The sequence below is a fragment of the Bacillus ndiopicus genome (genome assembly GCF_000612805.1).
GTDB classification, from domain to species: domain Bacteria; phylum Bacillota; class Bacilli; order Bacillales_A; family Planococcaceae; genus Metasolibacillus; species Metasolibacillus ndiopicus.
On sequence record NZ_HG964404.1, the window covers coordinates 236,094 to 250,729 of the forward strand.

At 38.9% G+C, this 14,636-nt stretch carries 13 protein-coding genes; 5 read left to right on the forward strand and 8 right to left on the reverse strand.

The window, feature by feature from the left end:
* Nucleotide 1: 1 nt before the first annotated feature.
* The 6 genes from ilvC to TY13_RS05995 form a co-directional block, all read right to left on the reverse strand.
* A complete protein-coding gene (ilvC, locus tag TY13_RS05970) occupies nt 2–1,015 on the reverse strand; it encodes a ketol-acid reductoisomerase (protein WP_042473092.1) in 1,014 nt (337 codons plus the stop codon).
* 51 nt (nt 1,016–1,066) lie between these two features.
* The gene (gene ilvN, locus TY13_RS05975) at nt 1,067–1,582 is read right to left on the reverse strand and encodes an acetolactate synthase small subunit (protein ID WP_042473094.1); all 516 of its coding nucleotides are present in this window, start codon (nt 1,580–1,582) and stop codon (nt 1,067–1,069) included.
* Nucleotides 1,579–3,333 (reverse strand): biosynthetic-type acetolactate synthase large subunit, encoded by a 1,755-nt coding sequence (gene ilvB / locus TY13_RS05980; protein WP_042473097.1) that lies wholly within the window; start codon nt 3,331–3,333, stop codon nt 1,579–1,581. Before ilvB ends, ilvN begins: the two co-directional genes overlap by 4 nt.
* 364 nt (nt 3,334–3,697) lie before the next feature.
* Entirely contained in the window at nt 3,698–5,368 is a 1,671-nt protein-coding gene (gene ilvD / locus TY13_RS05985) for a dihydroxy-acid dehydratase (RefSeq protein ID WP_042473100.1), read from the reverse strand.
* A gap of 406 nt (nt 5,369–5,774) precedes the next feature.
* Nucleotides 5,775–7,091, reverse strand: a complete 1,317-nt coding sequence (locus TY13_RS05990) for a D-arabinono-1,4-lactone oxidase (RefSeq protein WP_042473103.1) — start codon at nt 7,089–7,091, stop codon at nt 5,775–5,777.
* Nucleotides 7,079–8,266, reverse strand: a complete 1,188-nt coding sequence (locus tag TY13_RS05995; protein WP_042473105.1) for an alanine racemase — start codon at nt 8,264–8,266, stop codon at nt 7,079–7,081. Before TY13_RS05995 ends, TY13_RS05990 begins: the two co-directional genes overlap by 13 nt.
* A gap of 386 nt (nt 8,267–8,652) precedes the next feature.
* Here TY13_RS05995 and TY13_RS06000 point away from each other — a divergent pair, with 386 nt between their 5' ends.
* Together TY13_RS06000 and TY13_RS06005 are read left to right on the forward strand one after the other, a co-directional pair.
* Nucleotides 8,653–9,195 carry a cysteine hydrolase family protein gene (locus TY13_RS06000; protein ID WP_042473107.1) on the forward strand — a complete coding sequence of 181 codons (543 nt, stop codon included), beginning with the start codon at nt 8,653–8,655 and terminating at the stop codon, nt 9,193–9,195.
* 94 nt (nt 9,196–9,289) lie between these two features.
* Entirely contained in the window at nt 9,290–9,547 is a 258-nt protein-coding gene (locus TY13_RS06005; protein ID WP_042473109.1) for a GlsB/YeaQ/YmgE family stress response membrane protein, read from the forward strand.
* Nucleotides 9,548–9,732: 185 nt separating this feature from the next.
* Here the strand turns inward: TY13_RS06005 and TY13_RS06010 are convergent, their stop codons facing one another.
* A complete protein-coding gene (locus tag TY13_RS06010; protein WP_042473112.1) occupies nt 9,733–10,443 on the reverse strand; it encodes a lytic transglycosylase domain-containing protein in 711 nt (236 codons plus the stop codon).
* A 186-nt stretch (nt 10,444–10,629) separates the two neighbouring features.
* On the opposite strand from TY13_RS06010, the gene mscL reads away from it, so the two are divergent.
* The 3 genes from mscL to TY13_RS06025 all read left to right on the forward strand — a co-directional run bounded on the left by mscL (nt 10,630) and on the right by TY13_RS06025 (nt 13,687).
* The gene (mscL, locus tag TY13_RS06015) at nt 10,630–11,013 is read left to right on the forward strand and encodes a large conductance mechanosensitive channel protein MscL (protein ID WP_042473115.1); all 384 of its coding nucleotides are present in this window, start codon (nt 10,630–10,632) and stop codon (nt 11,011–11,013) included.
* Between the two features lie 404 nt (nt 11,014–11,417).
* Nucleotides 11,418–12,533 carry a methionine biosynthesis PLP-dependent protein gene (locus tag TY13_RS06020; protein WP_042473116.1) on the forward strand — a complete coding sequence of 372 codons (1,116 nt, stop codon included), beginning with the start codon at nt 11,418–11,420 and terminating at the stop codon, nt 12,531–12,533.
* Nucleotides 12,533–13,687 (forward strand): aminotransferase class I/II-fold pyridoxal phosphate-dependent enzyme, encoded by a 1,155-nt coding sequence (locus TY13_RS06025; protein ID WP_042473118.1) that lies wholly within the window; start codon nt 12,533–12,535, stop codon nt 13,685–13,687. Before TY13_RS06020 ends, TY13_RS06025 begins: the two co-directional genes overlap by 1 nt.
* Before the next feature lie 54 nt (nt 13,688–13,741).
* On the opposite strand, the gene TY13_RS06030 is transcribed toward TY13_RS06025, so the two are convergent.
* Nucleotides 13,742–14,356, reverse strand: a complete 615-nt coding sequence (locus tag TY13_RS06030) for an SCO family protein (RefSeq protein ID WP_042473120.1) — start codon at nt 14,354–14,356, stop codon at nt 13,742–13,744.
* Between the last annotated feature and the right edge of the window lie 280 nt (nt 14,357–14,636).

Sequence of the window (14,636 nt, forward strand, 5' to 3'; positions counted from 1 at the left end):
ACTATTTCACCACTACCTTCTCTTTACCTGCTTGAATAAATGGCATCATCGCACGTAGCTTGCGGCCAACTTCTTCAATTTGATGATTCGCGCCTGCTTCTTTATATTTTGTATAGCGAGGACGACCTGTTTCGTTCTCTTTAATCCAATCTTTTGCGAATGTACCGTCTTGAATGTCTTTTAATACGTCTTTCATATTCGCTTTTACTTCATCCGTAATGATACGTGGACCTGTTACATAATCGCCCCACTCCGCAGTGTCTGAAACAGAATAGCGCATTGTTTCCATTCCACCTTCAAACATTAAGTCAACGATTAGCTTTAGTTCATGTAATGTTTCGAAATAAGCTAATTCAGGTTGGTAGCCTGCTTCAACTAATGTTTCAAAGCCTGCTTGCACTAATGCCGTTGCACCACCGCAAAGCACTGCTTGCTCACCGAATAAGTCCGTAACTGTTTCCTCAGCGAATGTTGTTTCTAGTAAACCACCGCGCGCAGAGCCGATGCCTTTACCATAAGCAAGTGCTAAATCCTTCGCTTGACCAGTAGCATCTTGGTGGATAGCGAATAAGCCTGGTACACCAGCACCTTCTGTATATTGACGACGCACTAAATGACCTGGGCCTTTTGGTGCTACTAAAAATACGTCTACATCAGCAGGTGGTGTAATTTGACCGAAATGAATGTTAAAGCCGTGTGCAAACATTAACGCTTTACCAGCAGTTAAGTGAGGTGCGATTTCCCCTTCATAAACAGACTTTTGACGCTCATCTGGTAATAAGATTTGGATAATATCTGCTGCTTCTGCTGCTTCTGCAACGGACATTACGGCTACGCCATCTTCTTTTGCTTGATCGAATGATTTACCTGGACGTACGCCCACAACTACATCAAAGCCAGATTCTTTTAAGTTTAACGCGTGCGCATGACCTTGTGAGCCATAACCGATAATCGCGATTTTTTTACCTTTTAATACTGCATCATTGATATTTTGTTCATAGTACATTTTTGACATTGGAAGTTCCCCCTAAATTTTAAATGAATATTATATATGCAAACTATTTTGTTATTTCAAAATAGAGAGCTGCGGTACATCAGCTTTTTGAATTTCACGTACGGCAGCGGTTGCACCTGTACGTGTTAATTCCTTAATGCCATATGGACGAATTAATTCGATAAAGGCATCAATTTTTTCTGGATGCCCAACAACTTGATACGTCACAACATTTTTCGCTGTATCAATTATTTGTGGGCGGAATGGCTCGATAATCGAGTTCATTTCTAATCGCAAGTTCGGTGGCGAAATCACCTTTACTAATGCAAGCTCACGAATGACAATCGATTTATCCGTTATGTCATTCACCTTTAAAACATCAATTTGTTTCGACAATTGCTTGATAAGCTGCTCGATTTTATTCTCATCCTCAACGTTTACAACAAACGTCATTTTTGAAGAATTCGGCTGCTCTGTATGACCGACTGTAATGGACTCGATATTGAATTGACGTTTCATCAAAAGCCCCGTTACGCGGTTTAACACGCCACTTTGATTAAGCACTGTTACTGTAATAACACGTCTCATCCTTTTTTCACCCCAATCATTTCATGTAGCCCTTTACCAGGTGCTACCATTGGATAAACATTTTCGATTTGCTTGACGCGACAATCGATTAATGCTGGTTCATCTGAATTAATTGCCTCTGTAAAAATACGCTCTGCTTCGTCTAGTGTGTCAATGCGATAGCCTTTAATGCCATATGCATCCGCTAATTTTACGAAGTCTGGTTGAACAGGCATTAATGACGATGAATAACGCTCTTCGTAAAATGTTTGCTGCCATTGGCGTACCATGCCTAAGCAGCTATTGTTTAAAATAACTATTTTCACAGGCAAATCGAATTCTTTTAATAAGGCAAGCTCCTGTGCTGTCATTTGGAATCCTGCATCACCACAAATAGAGATTACTTTTTTCTCAGGCCTAGCAAATTGTGCGCCAATTGCTGCTGGGAAGCCGAAGCCCATCGTACCAAGTCCACCAGATGTTACCCAGTTATGACCATTATTTAATGCATAATATTGCGCTGCCCACATTTGATGTTGACCAACATCTGTCGTAACAATCGCATCGCCACCTGTAATGCGATGAATCATTTCTATCGCTTGCTGTGGCAATACTTCCTCACCAGCTTCTTCATACCATAATGGATACTCTGTTCTGTTGTTGTTTAAATAAGCAAGCCACTCTGTCACGTCTGGTGCATCAAAATCTTTTTTCAATAGCGCTTTTAATGCTTCCTTCGCATCCGCTACAATCGGAATATCTGTCGGTACATTTTTGCCAATTTCAGCCGGATCAATATCGATATGGACAATTGTCGCATTCGGCGCAAATGTTGCTAAATTTCCTGTTAGGCGGTCATCGAAGCGAGCGCCAATATTTATAAGTAAATCAGCATTTGTAATAGCATCATTCGCTGTAAATGTTCCATGCATCCCTGCCATCCCATAAAACAGCTCATGTTGACCGTGAATACCGCCTAAACCTAGTAGTGTATTAACCACTGGCAATTCGTACTTTTCTATAAATTCAGTTAATTCTTCGCGTGCATCTGCAAAAAGTACTCCAGCCCCTGCTAAGACAAGCGGCTTTTTAGCCTTTGAAATAGCTTGCATTGCCTTTTGAATTTGTAAGTAGTTCGGTTTATATGTTGGCTGATAACCAGGTAAATAAATTTCTTCTGGTGCTTCTGGCATATCACCTTCTGTAAAAATCGCCTGTGACACGTTTTTTGGGAAGTCGATAACGACTGGTCCTTTACGTCCCGTATTGGCAATATGGAATGCCTCTTTGACGATGCGCGGAATATCACGAATATCCTGCACCTGATAGTTATGCTTTGTAATAGGTGTTGTAATTCCCATAATATCTGCTTCTTGGAAGGCATCTGTACCAATGACAGATGTCGCAACCTGCCCTGTGAAAATAACAAGTGGCAAAGAATCAATCATCGCATCCGCAATACCCGTTACTAAGTTTGTTGCACCAGGTCCGCTTGTTGCAATCACAACACCCGTTTTATTTGTTACACGTGCATAGCCTTCTGCTGCGTGAATTGCGCCTTGCTCATGACGCGTTAAAATATGACGAAGTGGGTTGCGGTACATCGCATCATAAATTTGTAATACCGCACCACCTGGATAGCCGAAGACAATTTCAACGCCTTGATCGTGTAAAGCTTGAATTAAAATATCCGCACCATCTTTTGGTTTTTTTATTTGTTCAACTTGTGTTTCCTGTAGCCCGATATCGTTTACCGAAACATTTGCAGTCATAATAAACGCCTCCTATTTTTAAAATAAAAAAAGTCTTTTTTCTCCGCACGCAAAAGAACACCTCTTGCGTAGGGATGAAAAAGACTTTCCATGGTACCACCCTTGTTTATAGCATGACGAAATCATGCTACCTCAAGAATAGTGTTACTTCCTGTCATTCCACAAAAATTGTGTGCAACTAAACGACAGGACACTATTCATTAATAACGAGCACTTTGATTATGCCCGGAACTATCTAATGGCAAATTGCGTTTAATAGCTCACTCCGAGGGGATGTCGGAATTAGTTGTACCGCCGGCTTCCAGCAACACCGGCTCTCTGGTAGATACAAGTCTCTAATTCCTTTAACCTCATCAACGATTTGTTATATTTTCATCACGCCGCCTTGGGAAGCATTTGTTACTAATGCTGAGTAACGTGCTAACCAGCCGCGCTTAATTTTTGGTTCAAATGGTTGTAATTTTTGTCGGCGCTCCGCTAACACTTCGTCCGACACCTGTAAATTAATTGTTCTGTTTGGTAAATCAATGACGATTATATCGCCGTTCTCTACTAAAGCAATTGGACCACCTTCAGCAGCCTCTGGTGAAATATGCCCGATTGAAATACCACGTGATGCACCTGAGAAACGTCCATCTGTAATAAGCGCGACTTTTGTTCCTAAGCCTCTGCCTTGAATTGCAGAGGTTGGTGCTAGCATTTCAGGCATTCCCGGACCACCTTTTGGCCCTTCGTATCGAATGACTACGACATGCCCTTCTTTAACTGTTCCATTATCAATTGCAGCCTGTGCCTCTTCTTGTGAATCAAAGACGATTGCTTCTCCAGTAAATTCTTTGATGGAAGGATCTACAGCACCCACTTTAATAACAGAGCCTTCAGGAGCAATGTTGCCAAATAATACTGATAACCCGCCAACAGGTGAATATGGATTATCTTTTGTACGAATCACTTGGTCGTTCGTAATATGGTCATTTTTAACGAGTTCGCCCATCGTGACACCTGCAATCGTTGGACGATTAGGATGTATTGCACCTGGGATTTTTGTAAGCTCGTTAATAATCGCTTGGACGCCACCTGCTTTATTAATATCATCCATTGATATATCACTCGCTGGCATGATTTTTGCTAAGTAAGGTACGCGCTCTGCTACTTTATTAATATCTTCAATGTTATAGTCAATTTCCGCTTCGTTTGCAATAGCTAATGTATGTAACACTGTATTCGTGGAACCACCCATTGCCATATCTAGTGCAAATGCATCGTCAATTGCTTCCTTCGTAATAATATCGCGTGGCTTAATATCTTCTTTTATCATTCGCACTAAATGGTGCGCTGCTTCCTTAATTAAACGATGACGCTCCTCGCTTGTTGCGACGATTGTTCCATTGCCTGGAAGTGCTACACCGAGCATTTCCATTAAGCAGTTCATCGAGTTTGCGGTAAACATACCTGAGCAAGAGCCACATGTTGGGCATGCATTGTTTTCGATATCGAGTAGCTCTTCTGCTGACATTTTACCAGACTTATGTGCGCCAACTCCTTCAAAAACAGATGTTAAAGAAAGTTGTTTGCCGTTTGATGAAGTACCTGCCTCCATCGGCCCACCTGAAACGAAAACAGATGGTACATTTGTGCGAACAGCAGCCATTAGCATTCCTGGTGTAATCTTATCGCAGTTCGGAATATAGAAAACACCATCAAACCAGTGAGCATTAATAACTGTTTCAGCAGCATCTGCAATAATTTCTCGGCTCGGTAGCGAATAACGCATACCAATATGCCCCATCGCAATGCCATCATCGACACCAATTGTATTAAATTCAAATGGAATGCCGCCTGCTTCGATAATCGCTTCCTTCACGACATCTGCAAACTCACGTAAATGCACATGCCCTGGAATAATATCAATATAGGAATTACAAACACCGATAAAAGGCTTATCTAAATCTCTCGCTTTCACTTTTCCCGTAGCATAAAGCAAACTACGATGAGGAGCACGGTCTACCCCTAGCTTAATCATATCACTTCTCATTTTACAAACGCCCCTCACGTTTTTCCATTTGGTTATTTTGATTCAGTAAATGTTTTGGCATTTACTGAATTAAATTAAAGCTCCCGCATTACAGCGAGGCGTAATTGATTTATTGATTGTCGCTATCATAGTACGAAAAAATGGGGACGTCAACAGGGTTTTTCTAAATTTTTTAACAATTTAAAAAAATCAAACAATTGGAAAGCGTTTTCATTGCGATAACAGTGCGATTTATTGTATTCAAATAATTTTTTCGAAATTATGACAAAATAAAGGCAATTCTATTTTCCTTATAGATTGCTTTTACATTTACTAGATATTTTGAATTCCTGAAGGTGTTTTTCATCAACAATTTCTATACTAAAATTTTATATTTAACATGCTTGTTGATTAATTTCGGAACTATTTACTGAAAAATACGACGGAAATAGGTTGTAACGAAAATATTGTTTGGATCATGTACTTCTCTTATTGCTGCAAATTTATCAAAGTTTGGATAATAGTCACGTATATTTTCAGCATGGTAATCATTTACTTTGCCCCAGTGCGGTCTGCCATTATACTTTTTCATTAACGTGCGAACCCATTCAAAATACGGGGTTTCATCCATCCCTTTGTACATATGGAACGCTAAAAATGCACTTTCATTCCCTTGTGTAGGGCTGAGCATCCCAGCTTCTCCTTTTGTTGTACGGCATTCTATCGGGAAATGCACATCAAATTTTCCACTTTTCATTGTTACATGTATTTCCTCCATACAAGCTTCAAAATGCTGTAAAGGTATTGCGTATTCTGTTTCATTGAATTTTACGCTACGTGGTGAAGGAAACATGCGATAGCTTAAATCCGTGCGCACGCCTTCTGAAACAAGCTTCGAGCTAAGCTTGCTGACAGATGCGCTTGCCCTTGGCTGCCATTTACAAAGCTCTGATATCAAGTAAAATAAACCATTTTCAACGAGCTGTAAATTTGCCTCATTCAGACGGCGCTCCCATTTATTTTGCTCAACTGGCTCAACAGCATCCATCTTTTTTACTTGTATTAAATCGCTTCCGGGAAAATAAAACCATTCTACATGTCGATGTGCTTGAATTGTGTGCTGAAAGTTTTTAAGCTCCTCCATTAAATTAACTTTTTCTGACACATAATGTAGGCTATAAAGTGGCATTACTTGTATTGTTACGGTTACTAAAATACCGAGCAGACCAACTGATACATGGAGTGCCTCTGATAAATCATCCGTAGCTCGCTCATGCTCAATATATTCTCCTAAGCCGTTAATAAAGCCCCATTTTGTTACCATGGAGGAAAATGAGCCAAGTGTAATGCCTGTACCATGCGTACCAGTTGCAATAACACCTGCTAATGTTTGTGCTTGGATATCGCCCATATTAATTAAAGCTAAATTATGCTGTGCAAGCAGTGGACCTATTTCATATAAATAGGTCCCCGCATAAAAAGTAGCAGTCAAATTTTCTGTATCGACAGACAGCAAGCCGCGCAAATTATGTAATGTAAGCGCTGTCTCTTCAGGCATTGCAACAGGGCTAAAGGAATGAGCTGCTCCTGTAACACGCAATGTTTGCTTCGTTTTCATATTTTTAATAATTTCCCCGATTGCATCGATTGATGTTGGTGCAAAATATGTCGATGGATAAGAAACGATGTTATTCGACCAATTTGTCCACCTTTTACCTTCTTGCCAATTTTTCATAGAAAACATTGTTGTTCACCTCGATAAGTTAATATAGGTCCCGTATATGACATGCCGCGCGTGCCATGCAATACTGTAAAGCGCTCACATAGTTCTCCTGCTTTAGCGTGTCTTAAATAAACTGTATCACCAACTTGCAATGAGCCAGTCGAATCAATGAAAGGTGTTTGGACTTCCCCAGCACCTTCTAATGGCAGCAGTCGATAATTTTCATTTAAAAATACAGGGGCGCGGTCCTTACCAATTGCACCTGACGCAATATAACCTCCGCCTTGGCAAACAAACGTATGCTTGTCAAATTGCCTTGTCACTCGAAGTGCAAAACCGACAGCGGGCTGCAACTGCAAACTTACATAATCATCAAATAACGCAGGAGCAAAAAATGCAGAGCCGACTGTTATTTCTGTAATTTCCTGCTGCTCACAAGTGTATGTAATGCTTCCTGATCCGCCACCGTTAACAAAAGCCAAAGGGGCAACAGATTTCACATGCGCAACAGCAAGTCGTCTGAAAGATGTTACCTTCTCTACAGATTGCTTTTTCAACTGGCGCACTAATAAGCCTTTAGCTCGTACTTTTGCTGATGATGCCAAGGATAAATCAGGCACACCTGCTAATTGTGCTTCGTAGCCCATGGCAGCATGAATACGAACATTTGGGTAATCAATCATCGCGTCAGTTAAATTTTTTAATTTTTGAATGGAATTGAGCGGTGAGCGCTTTGTACCGAAATAGATCCATTTATAATCCGTTGAAACATTAATATCGATGCATACTTTTGCTGTTGTCTGCAAATGCTCTGCACAGCTTTGTAATAGCTGAATTTGCTCAAGCGCATCAACCATAAACGTAATATTTTTTCCTTCTTTACTGTATGTGAGTAATTTTTTTATTTTATTCTCTTCAAAGGTTGGATAACCGAGCAACAAATTATCCAATCCTTGCTCAATTAAATAAACGCTTTCTGCCGCTGTAAATGTCATAAAGCCTGTACAATTCGTTAATTTTTCTTGAATGTATTTCAGCATAGCTACAGAACGAATGGATTTTGTCGCGATTCTTACAGGCTTTGTTGCTAAACGATTCACAAAGTCAATATTGTTATCGAGCGCATTAAAATTTAACCAAGCGAATGGGCGCTCAATATGTTGAAAGATTTCTTCAAAGTTCTCCAATAAATTCATCCCCCTTTACAAAATTAGATTCGACTTTAGTGGAGAAAAATCCTACCATTCAAAAAAGTTGATGAAAAGCTACAATATTGCGCACTTTTCATCAACTTTTTCTGTTACATTTTTAGGATAAGTAAACAAAATCAACAGCAACGTTTAATAGTACTATGGTGTGCACTAACGCGAATAACAGTCCTTGGCGATCTAACTTTTTCATTAATTGTAAATCCATATTCATCACCCCGTTGCTTTTTTTATATTATACATTAAATATATAAAATTAGCAAAATATTTCGAATTGTCAAATATATCTTAATTTTACTTTTAAAAAGGAAAATTTACAGCTGTCATTACACATGGCATAATAATAACTATAGTATTGAAGGAGGTTAAAAATAATGACAAAAGCATTACTTATTATTGATTACACGTATGACTTTGTTGCAACTGATGGCAAATTAACTTGTGGTGAGCCTGGGCAGCAAATTGAAGGAAAAATGGTCGAGCTAATCGATAATTTTTTACAAAACGGAGATGCGGTTATATTCGCCAATGACATCCATTATGAAGGTGATACTTTCCATCCAGAAACAAAATTATTTCCACCACATAATATAGAAGGAACCGCAGGTCGCAAGCTGTACGGTGCTGTAAAAGCGATTTACGATGAAAACAAAGAAAAATGCATTTCTTTCGATAAAACGCGCTACAGTGCATTCGCTGGCACAAACTTAGCCATTTTATTGAGAGAGCGTAAAATTCAAGAGGTGCATTTAACAGGAGTTTGTACTGATATTTGCGTATTACATACTGCTGTTGATGCATACAACCTTGGCTTCGATATCGTTGTTCACAAGGACGCTGTAGCTAGCTTTAATCCAGATGGCCATGTGTGGGCACTTAAGCATTTTGAAAGCTCGCTTGGTGCAACGGTTAAATAACAGATAAAAAATGGATGTTTAAATTTTGATGAATCTGGTTATAACTAAATAAGCGCTATTATAACTTTAATGATCACAAAGGAGATGAACATCTATGATTAGCTTTATTTGGTATCTTATTATTGGGGGTCTTTTAGGTTGGCTAGCTGGGGTTATTTTAGGAAAAGATGTCCCTGGAGGCGTTATAGGTAATATTATCGCTGGTATTATTGGCTCTTGGGTCGGCAGCATGGTTCTTGGTAATTGGGGCTGGAGAGTTTCCAATTTTTACGTTTTCCCAGCACTAATCGGTGCTGTTATATTGATTTTTATTGTGAGCTTTGTGATGAAATCTATGCGTAAAGCTACGTAAATTTCCCAACCAAAACATTCGCTTTTATCCCGTATTAACAGGCTGTAAAACCCGATTGGTGAAACTACCAATCAGTGGGGACGCGCGAAAACCCCCACTGATTGAAGGTTCACTTTATACGAACAAAAGCTTCTTCATTTAGCACTCACCTCTCCTACAAAATGAGGTGGGTGCTTTTTAAAGAATTATTTTTTAGCGCTTACTTGCTGTAGTGCTACACGCTCTAGTTCCTCACTATGCTCTCGGTATTGCTTATAGTAAAACAAAATATCTTCAACATATTTTTGACTGTGATTGTATTGATAAATGGCTTTTTTCAACTCACCTTTTGTCACACCTGCTTTTGCTAAAAAGTTTGCAGCTGAGTACACAGCATCCTCTATATCATAAGGGTCTGCTAGGCCATCATTATTCGCATCAACACCATAGCCACCGTATTTTTTTATAATTTTAGGATTCGTTTTATCCTCTTGCTTTATTTCACCTTGTCCTAGGCCTGAGCATGTTGGATGCTGCCATCCGACAAATGTGCATGGCATAAATTGCATATGCCCTTCTGCCCCAACTGGTGATACTAATGTAGACATCGTTGAAAAACGTGTTTCCACACGATGATGTGCTGCTAATAACGTCCAAGGAACACCGAATTTTTCGCCAGCAGCCATATAAATAGGTATGTACTCAACAGGTATTTCTAAATCAAAATTCGTTTGCAATTGAAGCACTTCTTCTGTGGCAATTGGTGCATCAATTGCTGGTATTGGCTGTAATTCTTTCCATGCTAAATAAACAAAAAAATAAACTGTTATCGCAACAGGTACTAACAGTATAATAATCCATATTTGAATTTTTTGAGAAAGCAGCGGATCTTTTTTTCCTTTTTTCTTTTTAGCCATTTTCTCCCCCCACATGTACTTCTATCATTTAAAGATACAAGTTTATTATCGATAGAAAACTACTTTGTTTAATAGCATTCCGTGAAATTCTAATTCTATTCTACTATTTCATTTATTTCAGTTGCCAACTACAATAAAACAATATAGAATACGTTTTTGTATAATACATAAAAGGAGTGTTTTGTTATGTGGAAAGACTTTAAAGAATTTGCTATGCGTGGTAACGTTATTGACTTAGCAGTAGCCGTTGTTATTGGGGCTGCGTTCGGTAAAATCGTATCATCATTAGTTGACGATATTATTATGCCCATAATTGGCGTATTAACAGGTGGCATTGATTTTTCAAAAAGCTTCGCGTTCGGTATTGGGGATGCGCAAGTAAAAATTGGTGCATTTCTACAATCAATTATTGATTTCACATTGATTGCCTTTGCCATTTTTATGGCAATACGCATTATGAATAAGCTAAGCCGCAAAAAAGAAGCGGTTGTCGAAGAAGCTGCACCAGAAGTTGATTCAAAGGAAGAGCTTTTAAAAGAAATTCGTGATTTATTGAAGGAAAAACAATAGTGATAACAGGGACTGTCCGAAAAGATAAAACATTTTCGGACAGTCTTTTCTTTAATATTAAATATCAGCTGCTCTTGCGATAATTACAATCAATACCTTTGAATAACGATAGATCTAGTTTTACTTCTTCTTTTTAAAAGTGAATACAATGACATTAAATTCAGTGTTTTCAATATGCTCAAAAGAAATCCTCATTTTTCTAAAGGGCTAATATTTCAACCAAAAGCACAGCCGTTGTCTGAAAAGTGGTGCGTTAGGCTACTTTTCAGACAACCTTATTTATTGTTTAATTAATTAATTCATAGAAAATCTATTGATACGATACGTTATAAATGATAAATTTGTTTAATAATCGAAACATTCAACATGTTTCGAGAAATATCAACGAAAGAAAGAGTGAGTTTATGACAAAGCAGCGTATTGAAACGACATTAGTGCAACTAGGTAATCATAGCGACCCAAAAACAGGAGCTGTCAACCCACCAATTCATTTCTCAACAGCATATAAACATGATGGTATCGGAAAATCTACTGGATACGATTACACACGTACAAAAAATCCAACACGTACAATTTTAGAAGAAGGAATTGCGCAGCTTGAGGGTGGCGATGCAGGCTTTGCTTGTAGCTCAGGTATGGCTGCTATTCAGCTAGTATTATCCTTATTTAAACCGAACGATGAGCTTATTTTACCTGAAGATTTATACGGAGGCACGTATCGCCTGCTTAAAACGTATTCAGAAAACTACAATATTAAACCAGTGTACGCTACATTTACATCTGTTGAAGAAGTAAAGGCGTTGATTAACGACAACACACGTGCGTTATTTATTGAAACACCAACAAATCCATTAATGCAAGAAATCGATTTAGCTGCATATGCAACAGTTGCTAAAGAACATAACTTACTATTAATTGTAGATAATACATTCTATACACCATATTTCCAACGTCCAATTGAACTTGGTGCAGATATCGTTTTACATAGTGCTACTAAATACATTGGTGGCCATAATGATGTATTAGCTGGACTTGTTGTAGCAAAAGGACAAGAATTATGTGAGCGTCTAGGCTTTATCCATAATGGCGTTGGTATGACATTAGGGCCAATGGATGCATGGTTATTAATTCGTGGATTAAAAACATTGCATTTACGCTTAAAGCAGCATGATGCAAATGCCAAGAAAATTGCAGCCTTTTTAGAGCAGGAGCCACTTGTAACAGATGTGCTTTATACAGGTAAAGGCGGCATGCTGTCATTCCGTGTAAAAGACGCTGCAATGGTTGATCCATTCCTACAAAACATCAAGCTGATTACATTCGCTGAAAGCCTTGGTGGTGTTGAAAGCTTTATTACGTATCCTGCGACACAAACGCATGCTGATATTCCATATGAAGAACGAGTAGCGCGCGGTGTTTGCGACCGCTTATTACGTTTCTCTGTAGGTGTAGAGGAAGCGGAAGATTTAATTGCCGATTTACAGCAAGTATTCGATTTACTTAGAGAAGGAGGGTTTTAATGGCTAATCTTGAAACAGCGTTAATTCATGGCGCAATTCGAGAAGGCTATGCAGATAAAAAAGGTGCTGTTAATGTACCTATCTATTTAGCCTCAACCTTCCATCAAGAATCGATTGATGAATTTGGTGAATTTGACTATGCACGTTCAGGCAATCCAACACGTGATGCTTTAGAGCGCGCAATTGCTGAGCTAGAAGGTGGAGATCGAGGCTTTGCCTTTGCTACAGGCATGGCGGCAGTAACAGCTTGCTTAATGCTGTTATCTAGCGGCGATCATATCGTGATTACTGAAGATGTATATGGCGGTACCTACCGCTTCGTCACAAAGGTGCTTCCACGCTTTGGCATTACGCATACATTTGTTGATTTCACAGACTTAGAGGCGGTACGTGCGGCAGTTAAGCCTGAAACAAAGCTATTGTATATCGAAACACCATCTAACCCAACACTAGGTATTACTGATATTCGTGCTATTGTAGAAATTGCTAAGGAGCATGGCGCATTATCATTTTTAGATAATACGTTTATGACGCCTTTGCACCAACGTCCGTTAGATTTAGGCGTTGATATTGTTATTCATAGTGCAACGAAATTTTTATCAGGCCATTCTGATATTGTCGCAGGACTTGCAGTGACAAAAACATCTGAGCTAAGCGAGAAGCTATACTTTATTCAAAATTCATTTGGCTCTGTATTAGGCGTGCAGGATAGCTATACACTCATTCAAAATATGAAAACAACAGCTGTACGCTATAATGAATCAAGTCGCGTTGCAATGAAAATTGCAGAGTATTTACAAGCACATCCACTTGTTGAAAAGGTGTACTATCCAGGTTTACAAACACATCCTGGCTATGAAATTCATGCAGCGCAAAGCACCTCTACAGGTGCTGTCCTGTCATTCACATTGCCTAGCTACGAGGTGGCGAAAAAATTTGTTGAAGCGATGAAAATTCCTGTTTTTGCAGTAAGCCTTGGAGGTGTGGAATCGATTTTATCGTATCCAGCAAAAATGAGTCATGCGGCAATGGAGCCTGAAGAACGTTTGAAACGTGGCATTACAGATGGGCTACTTCGCTTCTCTGTTGGCTTAGAAAATGAAGACGACTTGCTTGCAGACTTTGCCCAAGCATTGGAAAAGGCTGCGCAATAAAAAATGGAGTGAACTGTGGAAGTTTTAGCTTCCACAATTTCACTCCATTTTAATTTAGTTTTTTAAACGCTCATCAATCAATGTTTCTAAATCAATTGCAACCGTGTCATAAGATACGCCATCTGCTGTTTCAGAGTAGCCTGAGTAGTTTTTCACCGCTACGCCTGTTTCATCTACTAAATAAAACGTATTCATATGCATGACTTGGTCATCGCCCTCTACTTTTTTAATAAGCGTTTTAAAGGAATTTAAACCAAATTGCTCAATAAATTTTTGGTCGTAGCCTGTTACCAGTTGCCATTTTGATTCGTCCGCAACACCGTAACGCTCTAAATAATCCGCTAATACTTCTGGTGAATCATTTTCAGGGTCAACTGAAAAAGCAACGATATTGTAATCTTCAACACCCTCTTTTGCAAGGCGGTCTTGAATTTCAGCCATATTACTTGTCATCGGCGAACAAATTGTTGTGCAGTTTGTGAAAATAAACATAGCAAGCCAAGGCTTCCCTTTTAAGCTTTCTAATGTTACCTCTTCACCACGATGATTAGTTGCTGTAAAATTGGATACTTCATAAGCTGTAGTCGGCTTAAACTTATAATTGCTACATGCCCCTAAAATCATCGTGAATAGCAATAGCCATACAATATGTTTTCTTTTTTTTATCATCTATCTCGCTCCACTCTCTCATCATTAATTTCATCTTAACGAATTAAGAAAGCGAATACAATAGCTTTGCTGGTGAAGACTTTCTGACGAATTTGTGAATCTTCATTTCACAAATATTGCTGAAAGAATAATAAGTTGGTAAGTGAATTGTATTTCACTTTTTATTTATAGAAAAGGCAAATAAGGCGTTGATTTCCGTGACGGTGGAAAGCAAGCCAATCGCAACGAGAATCAACTGAGTTTTAGCCTTTTATAGAAAATCTGAGCAAAAAAGCACACT

What these genes read in the sequence shown, in the direction of transcription:
- ilvC (WP_042473092.1), bottom strand. Translation starts at nt 1,015, where the DNA reads ATGTCAAAAATGTACTATGAACAAAATATCAATGATGCAGTATTAAAA.
- ilvN (WP_042473094.1), bottom strand. Translation starts at nt 1,582, where the DNA reads ATGAGACGTGTTATTACAGTAACAGTGCTTAATCAAAGTGGCGTGTTA.
- ilvB (WP_042473097.1), bottom strand. Translation starts at nt 3,333, where the DNA reads ATGACTGCAAATGTTTCGGTAAACGATATCGGGCTACAGGAAACACAA.
- ilvD (WP_042473100.1), bottom strand. Translation starts at nt 5,368, where the DNA reads ATGAGAAGTGATATGATTAAGCTAGGGGTAGACCGTGCTCCTCATCGT.
- TY13_RS05990 (WP_042473103.1), bottom strand. Translation starts at nt 7,091, where the DNA reads ATGTTTTCTATGAAAAATTGGCAAGAAGGTAAAAGGTGGACAAATTGG.
- TY13_RS05995 (WP_042473105.1), bottom strand. Translation starts at nt 8,266, where the DNA reads ATGAATTTATTGGAGAACTTTGAAGAAATCTTTCAACATATTGAGCGC.
- TY13_RS06000 (WP_042473107.1), top strand. Translation starts at nt 8,653, where the DNA reads ATGACAAAAGCATTACTTATTATTGATTACACGTATGACTTTGTTGCA.
- TY13_RS06005 (WP_042473109.1), top strand. Translation starts at nt 9,290, where the DNA reads ATGATTAGCTTTATTTGGTATCTTATTATTGGGGGTCTTTTAGGTTGG.
- TY13_RS06010 (WP_042473112.1), bottom strand. Translation starts at nt 10,443, where the DNA reads ATGGCTAAAAAGAAAAAAGGAAAAAAAGATCCGCTGCTTTCTCAAAAA.
- mscL (WP_042473115.1), top strand. Translation starts at nt 10,630, where the DNA reads ATGTGGAAAGACTTTAAAGAATTTGCTATGCGTGGTAACGTTATTGAC.
- TY13_RS06020 (WP_042473116.1), top strand. Translation starts at nt 11,418, where the DNA reads ATGACAAAGCAGCGTATTGAAACGACATTAGTGCAACTAGGTAATCAT.
- TY13_RS06025 (WP_042473118.1), top strand. Translation starts at nt 12,533, where the DNA reads ATGGCTAATCTTGAAACAGCGTTAATTCATGGCGCAATTCGAGAAGGC.
- TY13_RS06030 (WP_042473120.1), bottom strand. Translation starts at nt 14,356, where the DNA reads ATGATAAAAAAAAGAAAACATATTGTATGGCTATTGCTATTCACGATG.